Source organism: Xanthomonas sp. DAR 80977 (assembly GCF_041240605.1).
In the GTDB taxonomy this organism is placed as follows: domain Bacteria; phylum Pseudomonadota; class Gammaproteobacteria; order Xanthomonadales; family Xanthomonadaceae; genus Xanthomonas_A; species Xanthomonas_A bundabergensis.
The window spans coordinates 1,534,712-1,560,771 of the sequence record NZ_CP162487.1 but is presented as its reverse complement, the minus strand read 5'-3'; the positions used below and the strand labels follow the sequence as shown (position 1 = coordinate 1,560,771).

General features: G+C 63.8%; 27 protein-coding genes. 21 read left to right on the top strand and 6 right to left on the bottom strand.

Features of this window, described 5'->3' with window-relative positions:
• The first annotated feature begins 121 nt into the window (after positions 1-121).
• The 5 genes from AB3X10_RS06580 (at position 122) to AB3X10_RS06560 (ending at position 4,914) form a co-directional block, all read left to right on the top strand.
• A complete protein-coding gene (locus AB3X10_RS06580) occupies positions 122-1,969 on the top strand; it encodes a glycoside hydrolase family 35 protein (RefSeq protein WP_369980100.1) in 1,848 nt (615 codons plus the stop codon).
• 325 nt (positions 1,970-2,294) lie between these two features.
• Positions 2,295-3,011, top strand: coding sequence for a hypothetical protein (locus AB3X10_RS06575; protein ID WP_369980098.1), 717 nt, complete (start codon positions 2,295-2,297; stop codon positions 3,009-3,011).
• Between the two features lie 339 nt (positions 3,012-3,350).
• Positions 3,351-3,737 carry a DUF6896 domain-containing protein gene (locus AB3X10_RS06570; RefSeq protein ID WP_369980096.1) on the top strand — a complete coding sequence of 129 codons (387 nt, stop codon included), beginning with the start codon at positions 3,351-3,353 and terminating at the stop codon, positions 3,735-3,737.
• Between the two features lie 57 nt (positions 3,738-3,794).
• Positions 3,795-4,214, top strand: coding sequence for a hypothetical protein (locus AB3X10_RS06565; RefSeq protein ID WP_369980094.1), 420 nt, complete (start codon positions 3,795-3,797; stop codon positions 4,212-4,214).
• Between the two features lie 451 nt (positions 4,215-4,665).
• A complete protein-coding gene (locus tag AB3X10_RS06560) occupies positions 4,666-4,914 on the top strand; it encodes a SymE family type I addiction module toxin (protein WP_369980092.1) in 249 nt (82 codons plus the stop codon).
• A gap of 100 nt (positions 4,915-5,014) precedes the next feature.
• Here the strand turns inward: AB3X10_RS06560 and AB3X10_RS06555 are convergent, their stop codons facing one another.
• On the bottom strand, positions 5,015-6,022 hold the full coding sequence (locus AB3X10_RS06555) for a zinc-dependent alcohol dehydrogenase family protein (protein WP_369980090.1): 1,008 nt from the start codon (positions 6,020-6,022) through the stop codon (positions 5,015-5,017).
• Between the two features lie 147 nt (positions 6,023-6,169).
• On the opposite strand from AB3X10_RS06555, the gene AB3X10_RS06550 reads away from it, so the two are divergent.
• The 3 genes from AB3X10_RS06550 to AB3X10_RS06540 all read left to right on the top strand — a co-directional run bounded on the left by AB3X10_RS06550 (position 6,170) and on the right by AB3X10_RS06540 (position 7,805).
• Positions 6,170-6,556, top strand: coding sequence for a winged helix-turn-helix transcriptional regulator (locus AB3X10_RS06550; RefSeq protein WP_369980088.1), 387 nt, complete (start codon positions 6,170-6,172; stop codon positions 6,554-6,556).
• A 427-nt stretch (positions 6,557-6,983) separates the two neighbouring features.
• Positions 6,984-7,616, top strand: coding sequence for a hypothetical protein (locus tag AB3X10_RS06545; RefSeq protein WP_369980086.1), 633 nt, complete (start codon positions 6,984-6,986; stop codon positions 7,614-7,616).
• A 63-nt stretch (positions 7,617-7,679) separates the two neighbouring features.
• On the top strand, positions 7,680-7,805 hold the full coding sequence (locus tag AB3X10_RS06540; protein ID WP_369980084.1) for a SymE family type I addiction module toxin: 126 nt from the start codon (positions 7,680-7,682) through the stop codon (positions 7,803-7,805).
• Between the two features lie 40 nt (positions 7,806-7,845).
• On the opposite strand, the gene AB3X10_RS06535 is transcribed toward AB3X10_RS06540, so the two are convergent.
• A complete protein-coding gene (locus tag AB3X10_RS06535) occupies positions 7,846-8,985 on the bottom strand; it encodes an MGDG synthase family glycosyltransferase (protein WP_369980081.1) in 1,140 nt (379 codons plus the stop codon).
• Between the two features lie 257 nt (positions 8,986-9,242).
• Entirely contained in the window at positions 9,243-10,067 is an 825-nt protein-coding gene (locus AB3X10_RS06530) for a DUF5694 domain-containing protein (protein WP_369980078.1), read from the bottom strand.
• 617 nt (positions 10,068-10,684) lie between these two features.
• Between AB3X10_RS06530 and AB3X10_RS06525 the strand changes: the two genes are divergently transcribed.
• From AB3X10_RS06525 to AB3X10_RS06485, 9 genes are all read left to right on the top strand, one after another.
• Positions 10,685-11,017 carry a SymE family type I addiction module toxin gene (locus tag AB3X10_RS06525; protein WP_369980076.1) on the top strand — a complete coding sequence of 111 codons (333 nt, stop codon included), beginning with the start codon at positions 10,685-10,687 and terminating at the stop codon, positions 11,015-11,017.
• Positions 11,018-11,061: 44 nt separating this feature from the next.
• Positions 11,062-11,295, top strand: a complete 234-nt coding sequence (locus AB3X10_RS06520; RefSeq protein ID WP_369980074.1) for a hypothetical protein — start codon at positions 11,062-11,064, stop codon at positions 11,293-11,295.
• A gap of 351 nt (positions 11,296-11,646) precedes the next feature.
• Complete coding sequence (locus tag AB3X10_RS06515; protein ID WP_369980073.1) at positions 11,647-12,336, top strand: alpha/beta hydrolase family protein; 690 nt, start codon at positions 11,647-11,649, stop codon at positions 12,334-12,336.
• 360 nt (positions 12,337-12,696) lie between these two features.
• Positions 12,697-13,152, top strand: coding sequence for a hypothetical protein (locus AB3X10_RS06510; protein WP_369980071.1), 456 nt, complete (start codon positions 12,697-12,699; stop codon positions 13,150-13,152).
• Positions 13,153-13,299: 147 nt separating this feature from the next.
• Entirely contained in the window at positions 13,300-13,737 is a 438-nt protein-coding gene (locus tag AB3X10_RS06505) for a hypothetical protein (protein ID WP_369980070.1), read from the top strand.
• Positions 13,734-16,478, top strand: coding sequence for a hypothetical protein (locus AB3X10_RS06500; protein ID WP_369980068.1), 2,745 nt, complete (start codon positions 13,734-13,736; stop codon positions 16,476-16,478). The genes AB3X10_RS06505 and AB3X10_RS06500 overlap by 4 nt, the downstream gene beginning before the upstream one ends.
• Before the next feature lie 54 nt (positions 16,479-16,532).
• On the top strand, positions 16,533-16,940 hold the full coding sequence (locus tag AB3X10_RS06495) for a DUF2251 domain-containing protein (protein ID WP_369980066.1): 408 nt from the start codon (positions 16,533-16,535) through the stop codon (positions 16,938-16,940).
• A gap of 78 nt (positions 16,941-17,018) precedes the next feature.
• The gene (locus AB3X10_RS06490; RefSeq protein ID WP_369980064.1) at positions 17,019-17,513 is read left to right on the top strand and encodes a hypothetical protein; all 495 of its coding nucleotides are present in this window, start codon (positions 17,019-17,021) and stop codon (positions 17,511-17,513) included.
• Between the two features lie 65 nt (positions 17,514-17,578).
• A complete protein-coding gene (locus AB3X10_RS06485; protein WP_369980062.1) occupies positions 17,579-17,968 on the top strand; it encodes a hypothetical protein in 390 nt (129 codons plus the stop codon).
• A 68-nt stretch (positions 17,969-18,036) separates the two neighbouring features.
• Here the strand turns inward: AB3X10_RS06485 and AB3X10_RS06480 are convergent, their stop codons facing one another.
• Positions 18,037-18,927, bottom strand: a complete 891-nt coding sequence (locus tag AB3X10_RS06480) for a proline iminopeptidase-family hydrolase (protein ID WP_369980060.1) — start codon at positions 18,925-18,927, stop codon at positions 18,037-18,039.
• A gap of 158 nt (positions 18,928-19,085) precedes the next feature.
• The gene (locus AB3X10_RS06475; protein ID WP_206230745.1) at positions 19,086-19,856 is read right to left on the bottom strand and encodes a LuxR family transcriptional regulator; all 771 of its coding nucleotides are present in this window, start codon (positions 19,854-19,856) and stop codon (positions 19,086-19,088) included.
• Positions 19,857-20,045: 189 nt separating this feature from the next.
• On the opposite strand from AB3X10_RS06475, the gene AB3X10_RS06470 reads away from it, so the two are divergent.
• The 4 genes from AB3X10_RS06470 (at position 20,046) to AB3X10_RS06455 (ending at position 24,793) form a co-directional block, all read left to right on the top strand.
• Positions 20,046-21,425: an APC family permease gene (locus AB3X10_RS06470; RefSeq protein WP_369980058.1), complete on the top strand. Its 1,380-nt coding sequence runs from the start codon at positions 20,046-20,048 to the stop codon at positions 21,423-21,425.
• A 337-nt stretch (positions 21,426-21,762) separates the two neighbouring features.
• A complete protein-coding gene (locus AB3X10_RS06465; RefSeq protein ID WP_369980056.1) occupies positions 21,763-22,818 on the top strand; it encodes a sensor histidine kinase in 1,056 nt (351 codons plus the stop codon).
• On the top strand, positions 22,815-23,555 hold the full coding sequence (locus AB3X10_RS06460; protein WP_369980054.1) for a LytR/AlgR family response regulator transcription factor: 741 nt from the start codon (positions 22,815-22,817) through the stop codon (positions 23,553-23,555). Before AB3X10_RS06465 ends, AB3X10_RS06460 begins: the two co-directional genes overlap by 4 nt.
• A gap of 104 nt (positions 23,556-23,659) precedes the next feature.
• Complete coding sequence (locus AB3X10_RS06455; RefSeq protein ID WP_369980052.1) at positions 23,660-24,793, top strand: acyltransferase family protein; 1,134 nt, start codon at positions 23,660-23,662, stop codon at positions 24,791-24,793.
• Between the two features lie 187 nt (positions 24,794-24,980).
• Here AB3X10_RS06455 and AB3X10_RS06450 read toward each other — a convergent pair whose 3' ends face one another.
• The gene (locus AB3X10_RS06450; protein WP_369980049.1) at positions 24,981-25,844 is read right to left on the bottom strand and encodes a Crp/Fnr family transcriptional regulator; all 864 of its coding nucleotides are present in this window, start codon (positions 25,842-25,844) and stop codon (positions 24,981-24,983) included.
• Positions 25,845-26,060 lie beyond the last annotated feature (216 nt).

Sequence of the window (26,060 nt, the reverse complement as noted above, 5' to 3'; positions counted from 1 at the left end):
CGCCCCCCCTGTAGGAGCGGCTTCAGCCGCGACCGAAACTCACCGCCAGCACTCGGTCGCGGCTAAAGCCGCTCCTACAAAAAAGCACAAGCCCAACCTCACCACCGCCAGAGACCCCCACATGCTGCGTCGCTCCCTGTCCGCCCTTGCCCTGTCGCTCCTGCTGTCCCTACCGGCATCCGCACAGCCGACGCATGCCGCCACGCCCTGGCCCGCCTTCGCCACCCAGGGCGAACACTTCACCCGCGACGGCAAGCCGTACCAGATCATCTCCGGTGCCATCCACTTCCAGCGCATCCCGCGCGCCTACTGGAAGGATCGCCTGCAGAAAGCGCGCGCCATGGGCCTGAACACCGTGGAGACCTACGTGTTCTGGAACCTGGTCGAACCGCGCCAGGGCCAGTTCGACTTCAGCGGCAACAACGACCTGGCCGCCTTCATCGACGAAGCCGCCGCCCAGGGCCTCAACGTCATCCTGCGCCCCGGCCCCTACGTGTGCGCCGAATGGGAAGCCGGCGGCTACCCGGCCTGGCTGTTCGCCGAACCGGGCATGCGCGTGCGCAGCCAGGACCCGCGCTTCCTCGCCGCCAGCCAGGCCTACCTCGACGCCGTCGCCGCGCAGGTCAAGCCGAAACTCAACCGCAACGGCGGCCCCATCATCGCCGTGCAGGTCGAGAACGAATACGGCTCCTACGACGACGACCACGTCTACATGCAGGCCAACCGCGCCATGTTCGTCAAGGCCGGCTTCGACCAGGCCCTGCTGTTCACCTCCGACGGCGCCGACGTGCTCGCCAACGGCACCCTGCCCGATACCCTCGCCGTGGTGAACTTCGCCCCGGGCGACGCCAAGAGCGCCTTCGACACCCTGGCCAAGTTCCGCCCCGGCCAACCGCAGATGGTGGGCGAATACTGGGCCGGCTGGTTCGACCAGTGGGGCGAGAAGCATGCGGCCACCGACGCCGCCAAGCAGGCCAGCGAATTCGAATGGATCCTGCGCCAGGGCCATTCCGCCAACCTCTACATGTTCGTCGGCGGCACCAGCTTCGGCTTCATGAACGGCGCCAACTTCCAGAAGAACGCCAGCGACCACTACGCCCCGCAGACCACCAGCTACGACTACGACGCCGTGCTGGACGAAGCCGGCCGGCCCACGCCCAAGTTCGCCCTGTTCCGCGACGCCATCGCCCGCGTCACCGGTGTACAGCCGCCCGCCCTGCCCAAGCCGATCCGCTTCGCCGAATTGCCCCCCACCCCGCTGCGCGAATCCGCCTCGCTGTGGGACAACCTGCCCGCGCCGGCCGCCACCACCGACAGCCCGCAGCCGATGGAGCGCTACGGCCAGGCCTACGGCTACATCCTCTACCGCACCACCGTCACCGGCCCGCGCAAGGGCAGCCTGTACCTGGGCGAGGTGCGCGACTACGCCCGCGTCTACGTCGATCGCCAGTTGGCCGGCAGCGCCGAACGCCGCCTGCAGCAAGTGGCCGTGGACGTGGACATCCCCGCCGGCACCCACACCCTCGACGTGCTGGTGGAAAACGGCGGCCGCATCAACTACGGCGCCCACCTGGCCGACGGCCGCACCGGGCTGATCGACCCCGTCCTGCTCGACGGCAAGCCGCTGACCGGCTGGCAGACCTTCCCCCTGCCGATGGACGACCCGAGCAAGCTCACCGGCTGGACCACCGCCAAGGTCGACGGCCCCGCCTTCCACCGCGGCACCGTCAAGATCGGCACGCCCACCGACACCTTCCTGGACATGCAGACCTTCGGCAAAGGCTTCGCCTGGGCCAACGGCCATAACCTGGGGCGGCATTGGAACATCGGACCACAGCGGGCGTTGTATTTCCCGGCGCCGATGCAGCGCAAAGGCGAGAACAGCGTGATCGTGTTCGATCTGGATAGCGCGGCTGAGGCGAGCGTGCGTGGGGTGAAGGCGCAGGTTTGGGGTAACCCGAGCGGCTGAGCCATCACGCGTCCGCGCCATCCGGTAAATTCGGATAGCGCGTGTCTCTGCTATCCCCTCACTGAGGATGACCGCCGGCGGCTCCACCGATCGGTCCAAGCTTGTGGCCGCGTTCCACCGGTGGTAGCGTCGGCTCTGTGCGGGGATGCGCTGAATAATTGCGGCAGTATCAGACGCAGAGATTGTGCAACGGCAGGGCTGGGGAAAGGCCGAGATTATAAGTACTGCGCCAGGAGGCGGTGGCAACCATGAGCTATACGTCTGGCCACCCATCATTATGGCGTCCAATGCTATTTGGACCTAAATTAAATTTGGGCCAAGAATAATGAAAACCAAGAAGCGCACCCTCATCGCAGCATTTTTGGCACTGGCCCTCCTCTTACTGATATTCTCAATATTCTCGTTCTTGTTCTTTAGTGCAAGTACTGACAGGCCTCCGCCGTCGACACGCTTACCCCACGTAATTGAACAAGAAATCGACCGACTCAACTGGGGGAATATCGCATTCAACAGCCCAGAATTCGTTGGGTACGGGGAAACAACCGTGGTTCAGCTGCTCCTCTCTGAGAGCAAGACTGGAAAACAACTTATATCTTTAATTGACGAAAGAGGAAACAAAGAAACTTATCGAATTCAATTCTCCAACGACATGGACGCCAGGCTAGCAGGCAAGGCATTCGACGTAAGTCCGATTACTCCGGAGCATCAAGCTGTCAGTGGCTCTGGCGTTGCTGAATGGAAATGGGAGATAAGGGCAAAAGAGCTAGGAGAGCAAAGGATATTCTTAACCTTAAATGCTCATTTATCGGCAAATGGCCAGCATTTTCACCATACCGTCAAGACATTCAGCAAAAATTTGAACGTCAAGGTTGCATGGCCCCAAAGCATGGTGTTTTTCTTATTTAGTTACTGGCAATGGATCTGTACTGCAATAGCGATCCCCCTTATCGGATGGATTGCATCACACCTGGTCCACGACAAAGGCCCAACAAGTGCCTCCAATCGACGGCCACGCCTTCGACGTGGCCGTGGCCGCGGCTGAACCTTTACAGAGGCATCGGCCCGCAGTGCACGCTGTGCTTCTCTGCCACGTGACAGTGCAAGCGTCGAAAACAGGGGTCAGCGAAACAGGGGCAGTGTGTACTTTCCTCCAAGATGCTGGGCGGTACCGGAGAGATCCCGTCGGGGACGGCGTGGCATGTGCGATCCTTCGCTCTGCGGCGGGACCAAGGTCGTGCATCCAAACGAGCCGCCCTATCGGGTAACATCAAGGGCCTGTGTAGGGGAAGTGCACTCTGACCCCCAGTTTCGCTCCAGTTTCGCTGCAATTCATTCAATCGCACCCGCTTCGCGGGCCCGCTTAATTCAGGCGTCAGACCCCATGACCGATTCTCACGTTGATCTCATTAAGCAAGCGATCCCACTCTGGTACGCGAATGTCGCCTGGGCTAAAGAGCTGCTTGTTCATGCGTTTGGTTTAGCGGACCCTCAAGACATTCTTGCCCGGGAGCATCGCCACTTTCGGGCCATTCCAAACACGTGCTGGTTTGTCCGTCCGCACGGAATTGGTGTTGATATTTTCAAATCGCCGGGTGTCGGCGGCATCGATTTTGACTTTGATAAGCCTGACCCGGATGAGTGGCGACTCGAACTTTTTATTGAGCGGCAAGTCAATGACGGCCAACTATCGTATGCCGCCTACCGTGAGTTGATAGACGATGAGCAGATACTCAAGCAGGCGGTTTCGGCGGCCCTCAATGGGGCCTAACAATTCATTCAAGCCTAAGCCGCTTCGCGGCTCGGCTTAATGCAAAGATCAGGAATCATGCTGCCACCATCAAAGCTCTCCAAAGACGACAGGCTGCTGGTCGAGTTCCCACTCTGCACCATCCAGACTTCAATCTTTGAACTCTCTGAACGACTACAGATTCCCTTGGACAGTTGGGATGAGCCAGGCATGGGCGACGCCCACGGCTTTGGCTGCCGCCTTGCCTCTGGCGCCATCGTAGTCCTTGTGGAGCTCGATCATGCACGCAAGCATTTTGGATCAGGGCCTACCGTCTACGTCGAAGCGTCTCAGCTCATCGAGTATGGGATTGAAGTCACCCTGAACGAAACTATCGCTAGCCTATTGTTGTCACGCGAAAGCGTAACCTGGTTGCAAACTGAAGAGGGCCGCCAGGCTGCCGAGGAGGTCGTTCAAGCTGCAATAGAGAGAATGGCAAAGCGAAAGGATGGCGCCTGACAGTGGATAGCGGTGTCAGATTCACTTAAAAGCCCATCTCTCTCGTTATAGCCAAACCAGTTGACACCCCTAAAAACCAGTAGCACCATCCCTCCAAGGAGCGTAGAAACTCCTCACACAGCGGCACCCACCTCCGTCAAACCGGTGGGTTTTTTGTGCCTGTTCGCAGGCACACTCCGACGCGCTGTCTGCGTCGGGAGGGCGGCGAATACAACACCCTTCGGGGAAATAAGCCCGCCGGCTGTGTGCGGTTTCTAACCTCCCGACATCCCGTCGCCCTTCGGCGCGGGTTCCTGTCTGCCAAGGAGGCTGTGCCATGCGTCAACCGTCACCCCGCCCCAACACTCCGCGCACCCCGTCTGCCCGCAAACGTGCAACGCGCCAACCGAAGCCCGGTCCCGCGCCAGAGCCGGCCGGCTTCCTGCGTTACATCGAGCCACCGTGCACGCCGATGATGTCGGTTGAAGACGCCGCAGCCGCCATCGCCGCCGAGCTGGCCCGCCCGCCACGCGCGCCCCGCCGCCCACGTCCGCCGCAGACCTGCACCGTGGGTTGCGGCCACTCCGCCAGCGGCAAGCGCACGCCCGCGCTGCGCCTGGGCGGCCGCTGGATGGAGGCACTGGGCTTCACCATCGGCAGCACGCTGCGCGTACAGGTGCGCGACGGCGAACTGGTGGTGAGCGTAGCCAGCAAGGACTGACGCGGCCATCGCCCACCACGCAACGGAGGGTCGCTGAGATGGCGTCCAACCGCTTTGTCTTCAAAAACAGGGGGCAGAGTGCACTTGCCCCCGTCCCTTGCTAAATCGACAAGCACAGCTTCCCAAAATGCTTGCCCGCCGCCTGGTGCGCAAATGCATCGGCGATGTCTTCCAGCGCGAATGTCTGGTCGACCACTGGCTTGATGCCGGTTGCGTCGATGGCGCGGACCATGTCGCGCTGGTGGCTGCGGCTCCCAACGATCAATCCCTGCAGGGTCTGGTGGCGTTGCATCAGCGCCACCGTCGGCACCGGGCCGGCAATGCCGGTCAGCACGCCGATCAAGGCGATATGGCCGCCGATGCGGCAGGCCTGAATGGATTGCCCCAGCGTGTCGGGGCCGCCCACTTCGATCACGTTGTCGACGCCACGGCCGCTCGTGTACTCGAGCACCTTGGCCGCCCAGTCGGTATCGCGCCGGTAGTTGATCGTGAAGTCGGCGCCCAGCGCCTGCGCACGCGCCAGCTTCTCGTCGGAGGACGACGTTGCGATCACGGTGGCGCCCATCTGCTTGGCGAACTGCAGCGCAAAGATCGACACGCCACCCGTGCCGAGCACCAGGACCGTGTCGCCGGCCTTCAGGCGCGCGTCCACCACCAGCGCCCGCCACGCGGTGAGCCCGGCGGTCGTCAGCGTCGCCGCTTCGGCGTGGCTGTAGCCCCGCGGCGCATGCGTGAACCAATGCGCTGGGCGAACGACGTATTCGCGCGCATAGCCGTCGACACCGTCGCCGGGCACGGTCGCGAAATCGGCGATCGTCGGCCCGCCATCCAGCCATGTCGGGAAGAACGTCGAGACGACGGCATCGCCCACGGCGAACTCGTCCACGCCCTCACCCACCGCCTCCACCACGCCGGCGCCGTCGGACATCGGGATGCGGCCGTCGGCGCTGGGCATGCGGCCGGTCACCACGCCCAGATCGTGGAAGTTGAGCGAGCTGGCATGCACGCGCACGCGGATTTCGCCGGCGCCCGGTTGGCCGGGGTCGGGCAGATCGACGAGGCGGAGGTTGTCCAGGCCAGCGGGCTGGCGCAGGGTGATGGCTTTCATGAGCACGGCATCCTTGGTGGAAAGGTGGCGAGGGGCGGCGCTGCACCATTGCAGCGCTGCCGCGTTGCAGGCATTGTCAGCAGGTACCTCCTGCATCGCAAGAACGTACAATTTCCACTGGTACTATCAATTTTGTAGGTACAAACCATGCGTCTGAAACGTCAGGACGGCAAGAGCGGCTGCGCGGTCGAAGTCACGCTTTCCGTGATCGGCGGCGTCTGGAAGCCCGTGATCCTGTTCCACCTGCTCTCCGGAAAGAAGCGCTTCATGGAACTGACGCGCCTGATTCCGAATGCCACGCAGCGCATGCTGACGTTGCAATTGCGCGAGCTCGAGGAGGACGGCGTCATCGTGCGGCACGTCTATCCGCAGGTGCCGCCCAAGGTCGAATACGCGCTCACCCCGCTTGGAAAATCCCTCGCGCCGGTCCTGATCAGCCTGCGCGAATGGGGCGAGTCGTATCGCACCGGGGAGATGTCGCGTGCGCCGGCCAACGCTCCGGAATGCGCGCGTGGTGCGGCAACGGCGCCGTGACGTAACGCGGGATTTCAGGAAAAAACCGGGAAGACAGCGGCCGGAGTGCACTTTCCTCACCTGTCGGTCTGACCTTCGGCAGCCTACCTATTCGAGCAGCGGATCCGACATAACGGCCGGGCTGGCGCTCGATAGCCACACGGAAGCGGTTATTGCCCAGCGCACGCGATTTGGTCACCCACACGTAAACATGTACGGCGATGGCCAGCCTGTCGGTGCCCGGCTATACGATATGCTGAGCAACACCGGGGATATCCAGCCGGTGCGGCGCGGCACGTGCAATCCCTCGCCATGGGGTCGGATCAGGATCGACGCATTCAAACGATCTACCCATCAGGCAACATCGAGAACCTGCGTAAGGGAAGTGTGGCCGCACCCGGCTTAGCTTCAGATAAAACGGTAAAAATGGCGAACTATGAGGTGACATATGAATGCGTCGAAAGCGCAAGATCAGACCGACCTCAAGAACCTGCTTGATTCGTTCATCAAGACATTGACGATTCCACTGCCAATTTTGCTTACGCTCATTGCTGCTGCCACTGTTGTCTCCGAAGACATTCCCCTGGCAGGCGCAAAGCTTCCGAGAATAGCAGGTGTCTATCTATTGCTCATGTTCAATGGACTATTGATGTGGCACGTATGCCGCCTGGCGTTGGTCATCGATAAAAAAATCAAAGCCAGCCAAGAACCAAGCAATCTGATTGCGACACTAACTGAAGACGCTAGCCTATTGAATCCATTCTTTCTCGCCAAGACCGATGGCGATTGGCTCAGCAGGCTTGTTTCACAGACAATTTTCTCCTTACCCAGAGTTTCAGTGGGCGTCCTGCTCGGCTTTCAACTCCTAATGATATTCCCACCCGCACAGCATATTCCGGAGAGCTTGCTGGCGCTCGGCGTTCTAGCAGCAATCCTCCATTTGGGAAATTTATTTGCCATGCTCAACATAGCCGGAGTACTTTGGACTCATATCGGGAGAATAAAATCCATATCGTTCGTAATTAGCTATCTCGTCGGCGGTTATGCAGCATACAAAGTCGCAATAACTCTTGGCTACTAAGCGGAAGCCGATCTCTCGCCATGAAAACAGGGACACCGTGAACTTTCCTCCAGCGGCGAACGCATGCCCGCGCTGCGCCTGGGCGGCCGCTGGATGGAGGAACTGGGTTTCGCCATCAGCAGGAAGCTGCGCCTGCAGGTGCGTGACGGCAAGAAAAAGAACGCCATTACAAGTCCCCAGGCCAGGTAGACCAGTGTGCAGGGGATGGGCGCTCTATCTACGGCCTGCATCATGCGGGCATGCTCTGCAGCACACGTTGAAGCACCGTCGCTGCCGACTGGGGCTTGCCGAGCGCAAGGCTGCATGCAGCCATGGTTCGCAATTTCGGCCGATCGGCCATCAGCCGTTCGACCTTGTAGTCAAGGCCAATGGCGTCGTAGGCCAGCCATGCTGCGCCCTCTTCCATCAGGAAGCCGGCGTTGTGTTCTTCCTGGCCAGGGATCGGCGAGATCAGCAGCATCGGCTTGCCCAGCGCCAGGCATTCGGACACGGTGAGGCCGCCGGGCTTGGTGACGACCAGATCGGCAGCTGCCATGAGCTTGTGCATCTCGTCGGTGAAGCCCACCGCAATCATCCGGCCCGGATGGCGAAGCGCCAGCGCCCCCAGTCTGGCGTGTGTGTCGGCATTGCGGCCCGCCACGGCGATTACCTGGAAATCGCTTGCCATGCCCAGGGCACGTTCGACCATGCTCGCAAGATCGCCAACGCCAGCGCCGCCTGACGCCATCAGAAGCGTGGAGCGCGATGGATCCAGACCCAGGGCTGCAGCGCACGCATCGCGGTCCAGCGTCGGCGCGTCGGGCTTCGAGAATGCTGGCATCACCGGAATTCCTGTGACGTGCACACGGTCGGCCGGAATGCCGCGTGCGCGAAGCCGGAACGCGACCTCTTCGTTCGCCGCCAGGTAGCCGGTCATCTCGGGAACGAGCCACATGTTGTGCAGGTCGTAGTCGGTGATCTGCAACCAGACGGGGTAGTCGAGACGAGCGTTTCTGCGTTCGCGCATCAGCAACTCGGCCGGCAGGAAGTGGGTGCAAATCACAGCATCGGGCTTCGCGTTTCGAATCTCGCGCAGCAGCGCGCCGGTGCTCAGTCGCTCGATGCCGCGGCGCAAGCGCTGCGACGCCGCGTGGTGCGGCGTGACGTCGCTGCGCTGATGCAGATACGACCACAGTTCGGGCGCGCGATTCACCAGCTGGATGTACCAATCGGTGTAGATCCTGCGGAATGCCCCTGACACATGGGCCATGGTGTCGATATGTACAGCCGTGCACGGGGGAGCGAGAGAGGGTGCGGCGGCAGCAAGCGCCTGTGCTGCGCGCACGTGGCCATTGCCGGCGCTTACACTGAGGATCAGAACTTTGGTCATGGCTGGAGGTCGGCGTGGTCGGTGTGGGGTATGAAACTGGAGACAGGGCGCAGATCCTGACGTTTCCCAGCCTTAGTTCTTATCAATCAACATTGTGCGATGGCTTTTGTCTGCAAAAGCACGCGCATGGCGCATCCTCACGGTTACCGCACCGATAGGGATCGCTAACAACGGGGCCAGAGGAAATATCAATTTAAATCGCATATTTCCTACGCCCCACCGTCGAGTCCCGCTGTTGCCCTTACCGTCGGGTCGACCTACGGCGCCAGATACCCGCTCACATCCTCGGCAGTGCGCTGCATGTCGATCGCCAACAGGTCCTTGAGGATCGCCGTGTGGCCGGATCCAGCGATCACCAGCACGCGGTGGCCGGGTTGCGCGGCCTTCTGCACGTTGGCATACATGCGGAAGTTGCGGTGCCACCAACTGGCCGCGGCGTCGGCACCGGCAAAGCTGCCGCCGGCATCCACCGCATTGGTGCTGATGTAGAGATTCTTGTTTTCGCGGTCGCGCGCGGGATCGTTGGTCAGGCGCAGCAGTTCGGCCAGCGGCAGCGTCGATTGCTCGCGGTCGGCGCGCGCGGAAAGCGTCTTGAACGTGGCATCCATCGTCGCCTGCATTGCCGGGTCGTTCGCCTTGATGTAATCGAACATCGGCTCGGACTCCCAGCCGACCTGGCCCTCGTCGAAGCACGTCACTCCCGCAATCCCTGAGGCTTTGGCGACGCGGAAGCCGATTTGGTGGATTTCGTTGTTCGGCAGGGCCGACTGACCGTCGCGGTAGCGGGCAAACGCGGCGTCGTATTTCGCCTGCTCGGATGGCTCGCATTCCACCAGGACGTCGGTGGGGCGGAACGCGGCGAGCCGCGCGGCAAGGCCCGCGAGATAGGCCTGATTGTCTTTCGACATGACGTCGGAGACCTTGAACTTCACCATGTCCCGCCCCGGATTTTCGAAGTGGAACGAGCCAAGCATCATCACCTTTGCCGGAGCTGCGGGCGTCTGCGTCGCGGCGGTAGCGAGCGCGGGCAACGTGGTCAGGCAAGCGGACAACGCGGCGACAAGAAAACGGTGGGCGTTCAAGGTGTTTGCTCCAGGACGGTAAGCCGATGGCGGCTCCGGCATTAGAGCACTCGTTCGCGCGTTGGGCATAGGGGTTGCCGATCGCCGGCTTGGGCAGACAAAAGGCCGGCACACGACCTCGCCATTGTGTCGTTGCTTCTGCGACCACGCCCAAAGGACGCGGGCGCGTTGCCGGCTGCCATCCCGTGCAGCGCATCCGCAAGGCGACAGAACACGCGCTCGCCGTGGCTCAGGTCGATGCCGGTACGCTTGTAGTCCGGGGAACAACGGGGGCCAGAGGAAATATCAGCTCAGTAACGGGATCCAGTGACGGTATCAGGTTCACTTAAAAACCCCACTTTCGTTTTGCAGCCCAAAGCAATTGACATCCCCAAAAACCAGTAGCACCATTCCTCCAAGGAGCGTAGAAACTCCTCACGTAGCGGCACCCACCTCCGTCAAACCGGTGGGTTTTTTGTGCCTGTTCGCAGGCACACTCCGACGCGCTGTCTGCGTCGGGAGGGCGGCGAATACAACACCCTTCGGGGAAATAAGCCCGCCGGCTACGTGCGGTTTCTAACCTCCCGACATCCCGTCGCCGGTCGGCGCGGGTTCCTGTCTGCCAAGGAGGCTGTGCCATGCGTCAACCGTCCCCCCGCCCCGCCACTCCCCGCAAGCGCGCACCGCACCAGCATCGCCACTGCCCACAGTGGACGATCGCCGAGTCGACGCTCATCCCCATGCTGACGCCCGAGCAGATCGTCGCCGCCGATGCCGCAGAGCTTGCCCGCGCCGCGCGCCCGCCCCGCCGCACACGCCCGCCGCAGACCTGCACCGTCCGCTGCGGCCACTCCGCCAGCGGCAAGCGCACGCCCGCCTTGCGCCTGGGCGGCCGCTGGATGGAGGAACTGGGCTTCACCATCGGCAGCACGCTGTGTGACGGCGAACTGGTGGTGAGCGTGGCCCGCTAGGACTGACGCGGCCACCGCCCACCCCGCACCGGAGGATCGCTGCGATGGCGTCCAACCGCTTCGTCTTCGGCATCACGCTCGAGCAGGCCGATGCGCTCGACCGCCTGATCCGCACCATCACCGCACATGGCGACATCCTCGCCGCCGGCACGCCGCCCTATCTGGATCCCCGCACGCTGCCCACGCTGGGAGAGGCCACCCACACCGCCGCCCGCGCCGCGCGCGGCATCCTGGACCAGGTGGGCACGCAAGCGCTCGAGGACATCACCACTCGGTAGGCGCCGAACCACGCGGCCAACGGAAGCGGACCCTTGTGCCGCGGGGTCCGCTCCCTCGCGGCACGCGCAGCACCACGCTGAAAGCCGCCCATCACAGAGACCGGGTTGGGATCGAATTCTTGAAGATCGGTTTTGCCTGGAGCACAAAGACCGGTAGCGAAGCGCTCCTTCGCACAAAGGCTGCTGCCTAGCAATTCTTCCAAGCCGACGCCGCGTTGTAGCGACTCAACTCAGGTGTCAGGCTGCATACTCGCTTCAGTCACCCGCGGGGAATGCACGTGAAGCGCCTCCTCGCCGTTTTCCTTTGCTCTTCGCATTCACTCCTGACACAAAAGCAAGGTGGCTAGCTTGATGCACATGCAAAAGCTGCAAGATGGTTCAGCGTCATTCGACGTGTCGGTTCGGCAGGCTCAAGAACGTTCTCCACTGGTACTTTTCGCGGTGGGTGCAGGTGGCAACCCCGAGCGTCACGTCACGCTTCTGGATACATTGGCCGAATCAGGCTGCACGGTCGTTGCACCACATTTCCAACGACTCGCTTCGCACGTGCCCTCGGAGGCGGAACTGACGCTCCGAGCCAGGCGGTTGTCCCTGGCGATCGATGCTTTCGCCGAACCGGGCGCAACTGTATCAGGCGTGGGTCATTCCATCGGCGCAGCCACACTTGTCGCGTTAGCCGGAGGGCAAATGTGGTTGGGGCCCGGTCAGCGTGTCCATATCGCAGCGGATGCGCGGTTAGGTCGCCTCGGCCTGCTTGCGCCGCCTACTGGATTCTTCCAAGCGCCAGGCGCACTTGATGCGGTACATCTCCCAATCCTGGCCTGGGTGGGTACGGAGGACAGCATCACGCCTCCCGCGCAAAGCGAGTGGCTGGCTCAGGCCATGTCTGGTTGGCAAACTGTGGACGTTCGGGTCACTGTCGGCGCAGGCCATTTTTCGTTCATGGACCAGCCGTCACCACAAAGCATCGAGCCGCTACAAGACAAACAAGCGTTTCTTCGCGAGCATTCGAGTGAACTTTGCAGGTTCGTCTGCAAATAGCGCTGTCTGCGATAGCAGGCCTGAGAGAAGCGGCCTGCGCCAGTCGCACGCTGGCGCTACGCCTGGGCGGCCGCCGGACGGAGCATTGGGCTTCATCATCGGCAGTTCGCTGCGCCCCACTGTCGGTGATGGCGAGTTGGCGATCACGGCGGCCGGCGAAGCCTGAATTGACCGTCGCCCGCCGAGGTACCCGTCGTTTGCATCAACCCGCTCCCAGCGTATAACGGCTTTCCAGAGACAATACCGGGTCGGCTGCACGCAGTGCGTTCGCCCGCCGCCAAGATTGCGTGACCTGGCATCGCTGCTGGACAATCTGATGCAGGACGTCGGATTTCCGATCGCCCGACAGGAGCAATAAGCATGGACTTACATGACCACCCGACCTTCGCGTGGGTGCAGTTCGCAGAGGGGCGCGCCAGATTTTCTGGCTTGGTCCGCGGCGTTGACGAGCTTGGACACGAGACATTCGCTGTTGAGGTAGATGGCAACGAATTCTTTGGAGAAATCCGAACGTCTTTCTTACCCAATGGCAATGACTACAACATTGAGGTGGTCTCTTTTGGCTACGGCAGCGAAAAATATCTGGGAATGCCGATACATGATGGATGCCAGATCTTCTCGCAAGCTCAGATCAACACCATTCGAACACTGATTGTTCAACTGATCGCCGCCGGCACTCGATTTTCCGACAGGCTGTCTCTGTTGACTGAATACCCAAGTGCTCACTTCAAGGGCGACGTCAACTTCAGGGATGGATGGGCGTTAGCCGCGGATGAGGGGATCACCCCTGATCGCAGTCGCCAGCGTCTTTCTTGAAATCCCCGCTGCGATGGCAGAAGCTATCCGTGAGCCGCATGGCAGGACTTCGTCGGCTGGGCAAAGCAAATTGCGTGATCGGGCTTGGCAACTAAAACCCCTCTTGCAAGGCTGTAATTTCCAATGACCCAATATGGATTACTAGGCATGGACTTATCCAACCACCCCACCTTCGATTGGCTGCAATTCCCGGAGGGGCGCGCCAGATTTTCAGGCGGCGTGCGCGGCATCATGGATGAACAGCGTCATGAGACGTTCGCCGTCGAGGTAGATGGCGAAGAGTACTTCGGCGAAATCCAGAATGCGTTCCTGCCCAATGGCAATGACTACAACGTTGAAATAGTGTCATTTGGCTATGGCCGCGATGGCGACATCGGAATGCCGATGCGAGGCAGGACATGCCGGGTCTTCACGGCAACCGAAGCAAGCACCATTCAGGCACTGATAACTCAACTGATCGCTGCCCGCATGCATTACCCGGATAGGCCGTCCATTCTCAAGGAGTATCCGGATGCCCATTTCATGGGCCAGATCCTCTACAGGGATGGGTGGATTCTCGTCGCGGACGACGGAACCGCGGCATGAGCGGCGACTATCCCAAACAGATCGAGCAAATCAAAAACGCCCAGTCGCTCGAAGAAATCCAGGCGATCGCGCGTCAATATCCCGCCAAGGCCATCGGCGAAGGAGGCATCCTCTACAGCCGCCCGGTCGGCGAAGTATCGTCCGAGGTGATCGCCAAGGAGCTTGCGAGCAAGACTGGCGAACCCATCATCAACAACACGCCACGGGCGCAATTTCTTGGCAACAAGCAAGTCGAGGAAGTCATCAATGATGCGGCGGTGCGCATATTCAAAGCGCAGGGCCAAGACTTGGTGCAAGCCAAGGCGTCCGCTGGAGACTTCCTGTATGGCAATCCCAAGGCTGTCGCCAATAGCGCCACTTCGCTAGAAGGCTCGCTCTGGGGCGAAGCCTCCAACGAATTCGCAGGCTCGCTGCGCGGCGACATCAAGGTGGTCGCCACCAATGCCAACATCGAGCGTGTTTTCGGCAAGGTGGAGCTGCCCGCCGTGTTGGAGAACCCCAATGTCAGGACTCTGGGCGGGCAACCGGTCAGCGAGCTGAAAGCGCTCTATGCCCAGGGTGGCGCCGATGCCGTGTTGCCCAAGGTGCAGGCGCAGTTCATCGAGGCGGTGCCCAAGGGCATTTTTGTGTCGCCCGACAACGTGGGACCGAAGGTCACCAAGGTCTCGCTCTCGCAGGAAGCGGCTGCAACCCTCGGCGCAGATGCCGCCAAGTTCCCCCCTGCCGCTGAACTCGCAAATGCGGGCCTGACCCGTGCGCCTACCGGATTCAGCGCGCCTACTGCGGCGGTAGGAGAAGCCGCCATCACAGGTGAAGCGGTGGCGGCATCCAAGGGCTTGCGCCCTGGCATGCTGGCGAAAGGCGGGACCGTGGTGGCGGTGGCCGCGCTGGCATACGACTTCACCACCACCGGCCACCAAGTGGTGAAGCTGGAAGCGCAGGGCAATACGACAGGCGCCGAGTCGGCAAAGACCCATTTCATCGGCCGCAATGTCGGCGGCATTGGTGGCGGTATCGCTGTCGGCTTTCTGGCTGGCGCCGGCTATGGGCTGGCGGGAGGCTCCCCGAGCGGCCCAGGAGCCCTGGTCACCTCGGGGATCGGTGGCGTGGTGGGCGGCGTCGGCGGAGCATTCCTCGGAGAAAAGTGGGCTCAGCAAAAGGACATCGACCGGGTCTTCACCCAGAAGGACCGGGACGGCAACGAATGGAGCCGCGATCCCAGCGACCCGAAAGGCACCTGGTCGCGGGTGGCGGAAACGCAACAGGTCAAGGCCACCACGACCGCATCGCCGGAAAGCGGCGCCCCAACCTACAGCAAGGTCAGGTACGTGGCCGGAGACGTGCTGGCGAACCAACTGAACTACAAATCCGCCAACGCGTCCTACGAATTGGGGTTGGCGAACCTGTCGGAACCGCAGAACCCCTATTCGATCCCCTCCGGCAAAGGCGAGGCCCGAAGCCTGGACGGGGAAGGAAACTGGACCCGCGACCCGCAGACCCATGCCTGGTCTCGCACGGTCGTCGATCAATACATCGAGCACGGCATGAAGGTCACCCATGCCGAGACCGCCACGCCACAGCGGGCGGCCGAACTGGACCAGGCCGCGAAATTGATCATCGCCCAGAATGCGGCCAACACGCCGGCTGCGATCGCCGGCCGCTACCAGGTGGCCTACAACCAATTCGGCTGGCATCAACACGGCGAAGTACCCGCCGCCGTGAAAGACGCCAGCACGCAGACAGAAACGCTGAAGGCGTCCGATGGCCACACCTACACGCGTGGCGCCAATGGCGAGTGGAGCACGCCGGGCATGATCTACGGTACCAACCAGGCCCAGGGCAACGTCCGCGACGAATTGAACGAGGTGCACCGAAGCCAGCAGGCCGGCTTGCAGGAGTACTCCGCCATGGCGGCGGAAGCGCTGGCCAATCCGACCCTGCCGAAAGCCATGCCGATGCGGGGCATGGTGGCCGCGGCCTATGCCGGTGCCGGTATCGCGCGTACCGAAGCGGAGATCGACGCCGCCACGGCCGCCGTCGCTCACACCCACACCCGTGAGGGCCTGGATGCCGGCAAGCCGTATTCCCTGATGCTGCAGCCCGATCCGAAGACCGGCCGTCCAGGGCCGAACAGCGCGATCGTGACGATGATGGACGATGGCCGCGACGGCTTCCTGTCCGAAAGCAGGATGGTGCCCAAAGCGATCACTACCGCGGAAGAGATCAAGCTCGGGGAGAGGCCGGCGCTGCAGGGCCAAGGCCAGGCACCCCAGAGCGAAGCCAAGCCACCAGAGCGTGCGCCGCACGCGTCCCTGTCGAAAGACGATTCACCGGTCGCGGGCGCTGCCAGTACCGCAGTGGCGGCCGGGCAAGGCGACGAAAAGGCCTCGACCCTCGGGCAACTGCCACCCAACGATCAGGCGATCTTCGCGAAGCTTAGAGGTGGCACCCCGCTCGAGATCTCTGATGATCATGTGGCGCATGCCATGCTGCTGAGCAAGAAGGAGGGCATGACAGACGCCAGCAAGATCGATGGCGTTCGACTGGCAGGGGACACGTTATGGGTGACGGGGACCACGCCGGGATTCAGGGCTTCGGTCAACACCAGCGAACCCGCCCCCTCACTGCAAGAAACGTCGCAGCAATCGCTGGCGTTCAACAAGCACCAAGAACAGCAGCTTGCGCAGGAAGCGACGCAGCGAAATCAAGACGGCCTCGGTCGTGGAGGACCGGTGGTCTAACTACCAGACAGGTGCCGAGCAGCGGTGCACACTGTCCACCATGAGCGAACGAACATGCCAATCACCCTCACCGCCGAAAGCGAGTTGATCGTCGGCACCGCCCTGGTCGTCGAGGCGCAAGCGCCCCAGGGGCCCTTCGTTGCCGTGTTCGAGGACGACGGCGACACCGGCTATTTCTATGCGCTCGATCCGTCTGCGGACGACAATCCCATCCAGGACGCGCTGCACATCTACAACGCTGCCGACGTCGCCGACAAAGAGGCGCCTTCCGAAGTGAAGATCGGCTGGTCCCAGGACAGCAAAAAGGTCGTGCTGCTGATCAACGGCTATCCGCATGCGATCTTCGATTTCGACGCGAAGCGCGGTTATTGCCGCACCGGGTTCCCGCCGGCGCCGGAAGACAGTGCCTGGGGACTGCACGGGCATGCGTGGAGCGATGCCGCGGTGGACGTGTTTGCCTGACGCAAGCCTCGACCAACGCCCCAACCGCTCGAGCCACATCCGCCCCGCGGCGTGGCCCAACCCAGGCATTCTATGCGCATGAAAACCATCGCAACGTCGGCATTGCTCGTCGCGTTACTGATCCCTACCGCGAAAGCATCGGCGGGCGACACCTGTGATTTCGACCAAGGAGCCGTGTTGCGGGAGCTGGTTTCCATGGCAAATGCCAATCCTGGCGGTGTTCTGGACCGAAACAACCACCACGTCACCTGGAAGGACGCCTCAGGCAAGATCGTCCGAATTTCGCATGCTGGATGTGCGGATCTCGGCAGCAGCGTCGGCGTGTTCTTTCCTGAGCGGGTCGATACTCGCACAGCGGTTGCAGCGCTGATTCTTGCCACGTCGAACTACTGGTCGCCCATCCAGGCAAATGAGGTTTCCCGCATTCTCAGTGCCGGGCAGTTCACCACCAACCGCCCCGCTCCGGAGAGCGTGGAGTTCGAAGTGGACAAGGAGGCAAGCCAAGCCTTCCCTTTTGGCTTCACGCTTGATGTGAAACCGGACACGGCCTTGTTGTCATGGCAACAGCTCTAGATACTGCCAGCAATTCATCCAAGCCGAAGCCGAGGGTTGGCAAGGCCAAACTCAGGTGTCGGGCAATGCATCGCGCTATCGCAGTGCTCTTGATTCTTGGCTGTGGAGACGCTGCAGCCCAGACCGGCAAGACCAAGGTTCCCCAGGCGGCGACTCGCTTGGTCGCTGCCGTGCATGGCGCTGCCGCCTCCGGAGCGCCGGAAACGCTGCGCAAGTCCATGTCGCCCGACTTTGTTTCGAGCTTCGGCGGAGATGGAGGACCCGACGAGGCGATCGCGCTCTGGACCCGGGAGCCCGCGTACCTTCGCCATTTGGCGCAAAGCACCGCCGGCCATCGCCAACGTCTTGCGACCGACTACCTGGAGTGCCCACCACACGCCGGCAGCGGTTACCGTGCCGGCTTCAAGCTCATCGACGGGAAATGGATATTTTCCAGTTTCGTCGCCGGCGATTAGCCTTCTTCCTCACGCCAGCATCGGCTACCGCCTCCGCCCTCCACCGAACAACCCGCCGGGTTCACGCCCTACCGATCGTGCTCGGCCAGGAATGCCCCCACCACTTGCATGCAAGCCTCCCGCTCCTCCACATGCGGCATATGGCTGGAGTGCTCGAACAGGTGCCAGCGCGCATCCGGGATCATGTCCGCGTAGGGCTGCACGGTCTCCGGCGTGGCTTCGTCGTGGCGACCGGACAGCAGCAGGGTCGGCACGTCGATCGCCGGCAGGCGCTCGACGATGCTCCACTCGCGCAGGCTGCCGATGACGTGGAACTCGGTGGGGCCGTTCATGGCGTGGTAGACGGTCGGGTCGGCGTCGATCGCGGCGAAGGTGCGCGCCACCGCTTCCGGCATCGGCTGCACGCGGCACACGTGGCGCGCGTAGAACACGTCGGAGGCGGCGCGGTAGTCGGGATGGTCGAGGTCGCCGTCGGCCTCGTGGCGGTCCAGGGCCGCGCGCACCGGCTCGGGCAGTGCGGCACGCAGGCGCAGCGCGGCGGCACGCCACAACGGCATCGAGGCCGGCGAGTTGGCGATGACCAGCGCACGCAACCCCGCCGGACGGCGCACCGCATGCTCGGCGCCGAGCATGCCGCCCCAGGACTGGCCGAGCAGCGCGTAGTCGGCGATGCCCAGGTGGTACAGCAGGTTGTCCAGTTCGGCCAGGAACAGCTGCACGGTCCAGAAGCCGGGATCGGTCTCGGGCAGATGGGTGGAACGGCCATTGCCCAGTTGGTCGTAATGCACCACCGCGCGTCCGCCGGCCGCCAGATCCTTGAAGCTGTCCACGTAGTCGTGGGTGCAACCCGGGCCGCCGTGGACGACCACCAGCGGCAGCCGGCCGCTGTCCAGCGCGCCGGTGACGCGGTACCAGGTGCGGTGCCCCTGGAAGTCGGCGTAGCCCTCTCGAACCTGCATGGCGTGCTCTTCGCTGCGTGCGGAGCCGCAGCCTAGCCGGTCGCCGGCATGCGCGGCACTGGCAGAAATGCGAGGTTTTCGCCCGCTCGCGACCGACCTGTGCCCGCTGCGCGCACGCAGGCCGCCGCGGCATGCAGCGGGACACGCAACCCCGGCGCCTAAGGCTCCAGCAGCCGGTAGTGCAGGCCGCGCACCACCGCATCCACCCGATTGCGTGCGCCCAGCTTGCGCGCCGCCGAATTCAGATGCAGGTTGACGGTGGCCACCGAGCGGTTGAGCGCGGCGGCGATGGCCTTGGCGGTGAGGCCGCGCGCGGAGTGCTGCAGGCATTCGCGTTCGCGCCGGGTCAGCACGATCTGCGCACAGCGGCGCTGGCGGGCGTCGAGCAGGTCCTGGGCGCGCGCCTGGAAGGCATGCGCCAGGAGCAGGAAGGCGCCCTGGCTGCGCTCGGCCTGCTGCAGCGCGGTCTCCGGCGGCAGGTCGCCATCGACCACGCCGGTGAAGGTGGCCAGCGCGCCACCGGGCAGATGCAGCGGCACGGTCAGGCCGGCGCCCATGCCGCGCTCGCACAGATAGCGGGTGACCGGGCGGTGCAGGTCGCCCAGGTATTCGCGACGCGGACCCGGCGGCAGTGGCCGGTACGACCACAGGAACGGCGCGCTGCGGCGGCAGGCCCGCTGCTGCACCGGGTCGTGCTGGTAGTAGCCGTGTTCGCACCACACCTGCTGCATGTCGGCCGGCGCATTGCGCTGGACGAAGACCGAGGGCGTGATCAGTTCCCCGTCCAGGCCCAGCGGCACCGGTGCGTAGTCGTAGACCAGCGCGCGCACGCCGAGCGCGCGCGCGGCATCCAGGACGCGGTCCAGGCAGGCGTCCAGGGTCGGCAATCCTTGCAGGTCGGCGTCCAGCAGGGCCAGGTCGTCGCGCATGGCCATCGTCCGGGGAGAGGGGCGCCGTCGTCGGCGCGACGGCAGATCGAAACCTAGCATTTTTGCCACTGGATCGGAGCCGACGGCGGCGCCTAAGGTCGAAGGTCGCCGATCCGCTCCGCTGCCAGCCCGCGCGCTGGCGGACAATCCGTTGCGCCGCCCTCCCCTCTCCCGCCAGCGTGGCTCCCCATGACCGACACCCGCCCCACCGACGCCAACACCCTGGAAGGCCTGGGCTACACCCAGGAACTGCAGCGCCGCCTGGACATGAAGGACCTGCTGATCTACGGGCTGGTGTTCATGGTGCCGACCGCGCCGTTCTCGATCTTCGGCGGCGTCTTCGACATCAGCCACGGCATGGTGCCGCTGACCTATCTGCTGGGCTTCGTGGCGATGCTGTTCACCGCCTCCAGCTACCAGCAGATGTCGCAGGCGTTCCCGGTGGCCGGTTCGGTCTATGCCTACGTGGGGCGCGGGCTGAACGGCTCGCTGGGGTTCCTGGCCGGCTGGGCGATCCTGCTGGACTATATGCTGATCCCGACGCTGCTGTACGTGGTCGGCGCCAACGCGATGGCCGCGGTGGTCCCGGCGCTGCCGCAGCAGGTGTGGATCGTGTTCTTCGTGGCGCTCAACACGGTCATCAACCTGCGCGGGATCCAGGTCACCGCCCATGCCAACCGGCTGTTCCTGTATGCGCAGCTGGTGGTGCTGGCGCTGTTCGTGGTGCTGGCGGTGGTGGCGATCCAGCGCGGCAACAACGGCGCCAGCTGGAACCTGCGGCCGTTCTACAACCCCGAGGTGTTCTCGGTGCCGATGATCTTCAGCGCGCTGTCGGTGGCGGTGATGTCGTTCCTGGGCTTCGACGCCATCTCCACCCTGGCCGAGGAAAGCCGCGGCGGCGCGCGGGCGGTGGGCCAGGCCACGCTGCTGTCGCTGGCGCTGGTGGCGGCGCTGTTCGTGCTGCAGACCTGGCTGGCGGCGCTGCTGCTGCCGAACCTGGTGCGCTTCCCCGACGAGGCGGCCTCCAACAACGCCTTCTTCGAAGTGGGCCGGCTGGTGGCCGGCCCCTGGCTGCAGATCGTCATCGCGCTGACCCTGGCGATCAGCGCTGCGGTGGCCAATTCGCTGGTGGCGCAGGCGGCCACGTCGCGGCTGCTGTTCGCGATGGCGCGCGACGGCCAGTTGCCGCGCTTCCTGCGCAGCATCCATCCGGTCACGCGGGTGCCGCAGCGCGCGATCGTGCTGGTGGCCGCGCTGAGCCTGGTGCTGGGGCTGGCGTTCCTGGGCAAGATCGCGCTGCTGACCTCGGTGTGCAACTTCGGCGCGCTGTTCGCCTTCCTGCTGCTGCACGTGGCGGTGGCCTGGCATTTCCGCCGCCAGGGTCGGTTCGTGCTGCATGGGCTGGTGCCGCTGGTGGGCTTCGTGATCCTGGCCTACGTGCTGTACAGCGCCGACCGCTACGCCAAGTACGGCGGCCTGGTCTGGCTGGCGCTGGGTGGCTGCGTGGCGATCGGCTTGAAACTGCGCGGCCGCTCGCTGCGTGTTGCGGCTGGCGAGGCGCTGGAATAGATCCACCGCTGAGGGGCGACCCGGCACCACCGGCACGACCATATCCAAGCCGATGCAGATCCGCACGGCGATGCGGTCGAACCGCCTGCACGGGAGCGGTCGCGACGAACGGTGCGCGCATGCCGTGATGCGACAGACCTGGCGCCAGGACAGCGCGCAGGCGGCGAAGCTGGATACCGGCCAACGGGGCTTGGCGCCCGCTATCGGCCCTTTCGCCCCTCGCAGGTCCCGCTTGCCCCACACGCCACGCCCACGTGCATTGGCGTGGGTACACTTGCCCATCATGAACCCGCCATCTCGTCCACCACGGGCAGGCGTCCTCGCGGCCAGCGGTGCGATGTCCACTCCGAACGCGTTGATCGTGTTGTGGACGGCGTTCTGTCTGCTCATGATCGGCGTGTCCGTGCAGGAGGGCCTACGCAATCCGCTCACCCGCTGGTGGGAACCGGTGCTGTGGGAGGGAAGTTCCGCGTTTGTTGCAACCGGCTGGATGTGGCTTGCGGTCCGGGTGCGCGGACGTCATGCGCCCGATCTGGCCAGGCCCCTGGCCTGGTTCGGCAGCTACCTGCGCTGGTTGCCGGTGGTCGCCGTCACCTTCTTCGTAGCGGTGTATGCGATACGGCATGGCGTCTACGCCGCAGTGGGCCTCACCTACGCGCATCCGAGCTGGCGCTACCTGTTCGTGTACGAGACCGCCAAGCTGAGCGTCTTCGTGGGCCTATGGCTGGGGATCCTGTTTGGACTCGAGTCCCATGACCAGTGGCAACTGCAGCGCAATCGCCTGCTGCAAACGCAGAAGGCGCTGGCCGAGGCGCAGCTCGCGCACCTTCAGGGGCAGCTGCGGCCGCATTTCCTGTTCAACGCGCTCAATACCGTCTCGTCGGTGATGCACATAGACGTGGCGCGGGCCGACCGCCTGCTGGCGGCACTCGGCGACCTGCTGCGCACCAGCCTTGGAACAGTCGAGAACGAGATGACACCGCTGGCTGCGGAGCTGCGCACGCTCGAACTGTACGCGGACATCATGCGCGAGCGGTTCCGGGATCGGGTGACACTGAGGTGGCAGGTGGATCCGGCGCTGCTCGACGCCAGCGTCCCTGCACTCCTGCTGCAGCCCTTGCTGGAGAACGTGTTCAAACATGCCGTCGAGCCGACGTTGGCGCGCATCGACATCACGGTCGGTGCACGGCATGCAGGCGGCTCGCTGGAAATCGTGGTGCACAATTCCTGCTCCACGCTGCCCGCGCCGGAGATGCAGGACGGACTGGGATTGCGCAACTGCCGGGAGCGCCTGAGCATCATCTACGGCCATGCTGCATCCTTGACCGTCCGCAACGAGGGCGACGGCGTTGCCGCACGCGTCTCGATCCCGCTGGCGGAGACCACGCGATGATCCGCGCCGTGATCGCCGACGACGAGGCGCCCGCTCGCGAGAAGCTCGAGCGCTGGTTGGCGGAGCAACCCGGCATCGCCGTGGTCGGATCGGCCGAGGACGGCTTGTCCGCTGCCCTGTGCATCAAGCAGTTGCGCCCGCACGTGGCCTTTCTCGACGTCCAAATGCCCACGCTATCGGGACTGCAGGTCGCGGCGCAACTGGAGCCGTCGAGCGCGCCGCTGATCGTGTTCGTGACCGCCTTCGATGCGCATGCAGTGAAGGCGTTCGACCTCGATGCGATCGACTACCTGCTCAAGCCCTACGACCGCGATCGGCTCGCGCGTACCGTGCAACGCGTGCGCGAGCGGCTGGACGCGCACGAGTCCGGCGCCGCAGCGGTGGCGATGGGACGGGCGCGCACCCCGGGATGCGAGCGTCTGCTCGTGCCCGATGGCGAGCGTCTGCAGTTGATCGATGCGACATCGATCGAATGGCTGGAAGCCGACGACAACTACGTGCATGTGCATACCGCCGCGCGCACCTACCTGATGCGCAGGACCTTGCAGGATCTGCTGGCCCAGCTGGGCGAACAGCGTTTCGTCCGCATCCATCGGTCGGCCGCGGCGAACCTCGCCTGCATCGGATCGCTCACGCCGCTGTTCAAGGGCGACTACGAACTGCACCTTCGCAACGGCCGCACCCTGCGGCTCAGCCGGCGGTACCGCGAAGCGGTGTTCGCCCGCATGGGCTGGTAGCGTCCGGCTTGCCACGCCTGAGTCTCCGTCCGCCCCGAATCTGCTGCCGGCCAACGCCCGATCGCTCAGGCTCCCAGGTATCGCGGATACGGGAGACCCACCTGATGCTTGCCACCAAACAACCGCAGGAACGCTACGACTTCCTGGACTGGTTGCGCGTCATCGCCATCTTCGTGCTGTTCTTCTTCCATACGGGCATGATCTTCGTCGGCTGGGGCTGGCATGTCGTCAACAGCCAGACCATCCCCTCCCTGCAGTGGCCGATGGACATCGCCCACCGTTTGCGCATGCCGTTGCTGTTCGTCATTGCCGGGGCCGGCATGTGGTTCGCGCTGCAGCGGCGCAACACAGGGCAGTTCCTGCAGGAACGCACGAAAAAACTGCTCCTGCCGTTGATCGTCGGCATGTTCCTGGTCGTCCCGCCGCAGATCTACTACGAGCGGCGGCTGCATGGACAATGGAGTGGAGGCTATCTGGATTTCTACCTGACACGCGTTCTGCAATTCCATTTCTACCCGGCCGGGGATTTCAGCTGGCACCACCTGTGGTTCATCCTTTACCTTTACCTGTACGTGCTGTTGCTGCTGCCCGCGATGCTGTGGTGGAAGCGAACCGCGGCCCAGGTCGCGCCAGGAAAGTGGCTCTTCCTGCTGGGCATCCCGCTCGGCATCAACGAAGCCCTTCTGAAACTGCGCTTCCCGGAGACGCACAATCTGGTCAGCGATTGGTACATCTTCAACCACTACCTGCTGCTGACGGCGTATGGCTACGTCATGGCGTCCATGCCCGGGGTCTGGAGATGGCTCTCCGATTTCCGCAGGTGGTCGCTCTTCATGGGCCTCGCGGCGTTCTTCCTGCTGATCTCGCTGTTCACCACGGGGATCATCCAGCACGACTCCTTGATCGACAGGGTCGGTTCCAATCTCTTCACCTGGCTGTGGCTCATGGTGTTTCTCGGTTACGGCTACCGCTATCTTTCGCGCACACACCGGGTGCTTGCCTGGGCGAAAGAGGCCAGCTATCCCTTTTACATCATGCACCAGACGGTCATCGTCATGATCGGCTACTACGTCATCCAATGTTCGTGGAGCCCATGGATCAAATACTTCGCCATCCTGCTTCTCAGCATGGGGGCATGCCTTGCGCTTTACGAAGGATGCCTGCGCAGGTTTGCACTATTGCGCCTTGCTTTCGGAATGAGGGAGAAGCCTGCGCGCCCAGGTCGCCGTTTGAAATGACGGTTCCCTTTGACACCTTGGCCCACACACGCCTCAGACGGTTGTACGAAGCTGCCGCCGAGCGGCACCCACCTTGTCCAACGCATTTACATGTCACGGGCACAGGATCGATTGCGATCCCAGCTCCGGGCAAATCCCGTCGCGGCTGACGCCGCTCCTGCAGGGGCTTGGTGGAACCGGCGATGCGCTAGCCGGCGCTGCAAGGCAGCAACGGCAGGCACGGCGCCGGCCGCAGTCCGTCCTCGCCGTGCCAGGCCAGCGTGCGCAGCGGCGCGTTGGCGTGGAGGTAGGCCTTGGCGCACAGCGCGTCGAGGTCGTGGATGCGCAGCAGGTTGCCGCGGCGGCTGACCAGGCCGCTGCGCTTCCACTGTTGCAGTTGCGCATTGAGCTTGGAACGGCTGACGTTGAGCATCGCCGCCAGGATGCTCTGGTTGGGCGGCAACGCGATCGCGCAGCTGCCGCCGCGCTGCCATTCGTGCAGTTCCAGCTGGCGCAGCACGTAGCGCGCCAGGCGCACTTCCAGGCGGTGCAGGCACATGCTTTCCAGGCTGTCGAGCGTCTGCCGCAAGCGCAGGCGCAGCAGCGCGTCGATGCGCTGGCGCAACAGCGGCGCGGCCAGCAGCGTGGCGAAATGGCGGCGCGAGAGCTTCAGCACGGTGCTGGCGCCGAAGGCGATGGCGGTGAAGCTGCGCCCGTGCGGCTCGAGCAGCGCGGCCTCGTCCACCAGCCCGCCGGGTTCGATGGTGCCGACGATCAGCTCCTGGCCGTCGGGGCCGTACAGCACCTTGTACAGGCGCCCGCGCACCAGCACGCCAAGGAAGCTGCTCGGATCGTGCTTGAAGAACAGCACGCTGCCCGGCGCCAGGTCGCATTCGCTGGCATGCGCGAGCAGATGGTCGAGCACCGCGGCGGGCACTTCGTGGAACAGCGCCGAGCGCTCCAGCAGCTGCCGATGGCCGTCGCGTGCCATGCGCGTGTGCGGCTCGTCGCCGGCATGGGCGGCCGCGACGATGTCTCCGGCCTGCGGGTCGGCCAGTGCAGGAAAGTCCATACTCCCCCTTCTGCGGCGACGCCTGACGACGCCTGGCGTCGAACGCATCCTGCCGCGGCAGGCAGCCAGGGCGCGTGCCGGTCGAGGGCAGGTCGTGATTGGATGCGGCGCGGTGGGCCGCGGCGGGATCGCCGCTCCGGTCCGCACGCCTGCGGCCGGAGTGGACGAGACCGGCAAGAAGAACGGCGCGACCGGGCCGGTCCGCCGTTCTGGAGA

Bases quoted from the DNA above. Each gene is read 5' to 3' on its own strand.
- AB3X10_RS06520 (WP_369980074.1), top strand. From the start codon at position 11,062: ATGGCGTCCAACCGCTTCGTCTTCGGCATCACGCTCGAGCAGGCCGAT.
- AB3X10_RS06515 (WP_369980073.1), top strand. From the start codon at position 11,647: ATGCACATGCAAAAGCTGCAAGATGGTTCAGCGTCATTCGACGTGTCG.
- AB3X10_RS06555 (WP_369980090.1), bottom strand. From the start codon at position 6,022: ATGAAAGCCATCACCCTGCGCCAGCCCGCTGGCCTGGACAACCTCCGC.
- AB3X10_RS06500 (WP_369980068.1), top strand. From the start codon at position 13,734: ATGAGCGGCGACTATCCCAAACAGATCGAGCAAATCAAAAACGCCCAG.
- AB3X10_RS06565 (WP_369980094.1), top strand. From the start codon at position 3,795: ATGCTGCCACCATCAAAGCTCTCCAAAGACGACAGGCTGCTGGTCGAG.
- AB3X10_RS06545 (WP_369980086.1), top strand. From the start codon at position 6,984: ATGAATGCGTCGAAAGCGCAAGATCAGACCGACCTCAAGAACCTGCTT.
- AB3X10_RS06575 (WP_369980098.1), top strand. From the start codon at position 2,295: ATGAAAACCAAGAAGCGCACCCTCATCGCAGCATTTTTGGCACTGGCC.
- AB3X10_RS06450 (WP_369980049.1), bottom strand. From the start codon at position 25,844: ATGGACTTTCCTGCACTGGCCGACCCGCAGGCCGGAGACATCGTCGCG.
- AB3X10_RS06535 (WP_369980081.1), bottom strand. From the start codon at position 8,985: ATGACCAAAGTTCTGATCCTCAGTGTAAGCGCCGGCAATGGCCACGTG.
- AB3X10_RS06470 (WP_369980058.1), top strand. From the start codon at position 20,046: ATGACCGACACCCGCCCCACCGACGCCAACACCCTGGAAGGCCTGGGC.
- AB3X10_RS06490 (WP_369980064.1), top strand. From the start codon at position 17,019: ATGAAAACCATCGCAACGTCGGCATTGCTCGTCGCGTTACTGATCCCT.
- AB3X10_RS06485 (WP_369980062.1), top strand. From the start codon at position 17,579: ATGCATCGCGCTATCGCAGTGCTCTTGATTCTTGGCTGTGGAGACGCT.
- AB3X10_RS06570 (WP_369980096.1), top strand. From the start codon at position 3,351: ATGACCGATTCTCACGTTGATCTCATTAAGCAAGCGATCCCACTCTGG.
- AB3X10_RS06480 (WP_369980060.1), bottom strand. From the start codon at position 18,927: ATGCAGGTTCGAGAGGGCTACGCCGACTTCCAGGGGCACCGCACCTGG.
- AB3X10_RS06560 (WP_369980092.1), top strand. From the start codon at position 4,666: ATGATGTCGGTTGAAGACGCCGCAGCCGCCATCGCCGCCGAGCTGGCC.
- AB3X10_RS06495 (WP_369980066.1), top strand. From the start codon at position 16,533: ATGCCAATCACCCTCACCGCCGAAAGCGAGTTGATCGTCGGCACCGCC.
- AB3X10_RS06460 (WP_369980054.1), top strand. From the start codon at position 22,815: ATGATCCGCGCCGTGATCGCCGACGACGAGGCGCCCGCTCGCGAGAAG.
- AB3X10_RS06510 (WP_369980071.1), top strand. From the start codon at position 12,697: ATGGACTTACATGACCACCCGACCTTCGCGTGGGTGCAGTTCGCAGAG.
- AB3X10_RS06540 (WP_369980084.1), top strand. From the start codon at position 7,680: ATGCCCGCGCTGCGCCTGGGCGGCCGCTGGATGGAGGAACTGGGTTTC.
- AB3X10_RS06455 (WP_369980052.1), top strand. From the start codon at position 23,660: ATGCTTGCCACCAAACAACCGCAGGAACGCTACGACTTCCTGGACTGG.
- AB3X10_RS06475 (WP_206230745.1), bottom strand. From the start codon at position 19,856: ATGCGCGACGACCTGGCCCTGCTGGACGCCGACCTGCAAGGATTGCCG.
- AB3X10_RS06505 (WP_369980070.1), top strand. From the start codon at position 13,300: ATGGACTTATCCAACCACCCCACCTTCGATTGGCTGCAATTCCCGGAG.
- AB3X10_RS06525 (WP_369980076.1), top strand. From the start codon at position 10,685: ATGCGTCAACCGTCCCCCCGCCCCGCCACTCCCCGCAAGCGCGCACCG.
- AB3X10_RS06465 (WP_369980056.1), top strand. From the start codon at position 21,763: ATGTCCACTCCGAACGCGTTGATCGTGTTGTGGACGGCGTTCTGTCTG.
- AB3X10_RS06550 (WP_369980088.1), top strand. From the start codon at position 6,170: ATGCGTCTGAAACGTCAGGACGGCAAGAGCGGCTGCGCGGTCGAAGTC.
- AB3X10_RS06580 (WP_369980100.1), top strand. From the start codon at position 122: ATGCTGCGTCGCTCCCTGTCCGCCCTTGCCCTGTCGCTCCTGCTGTCC.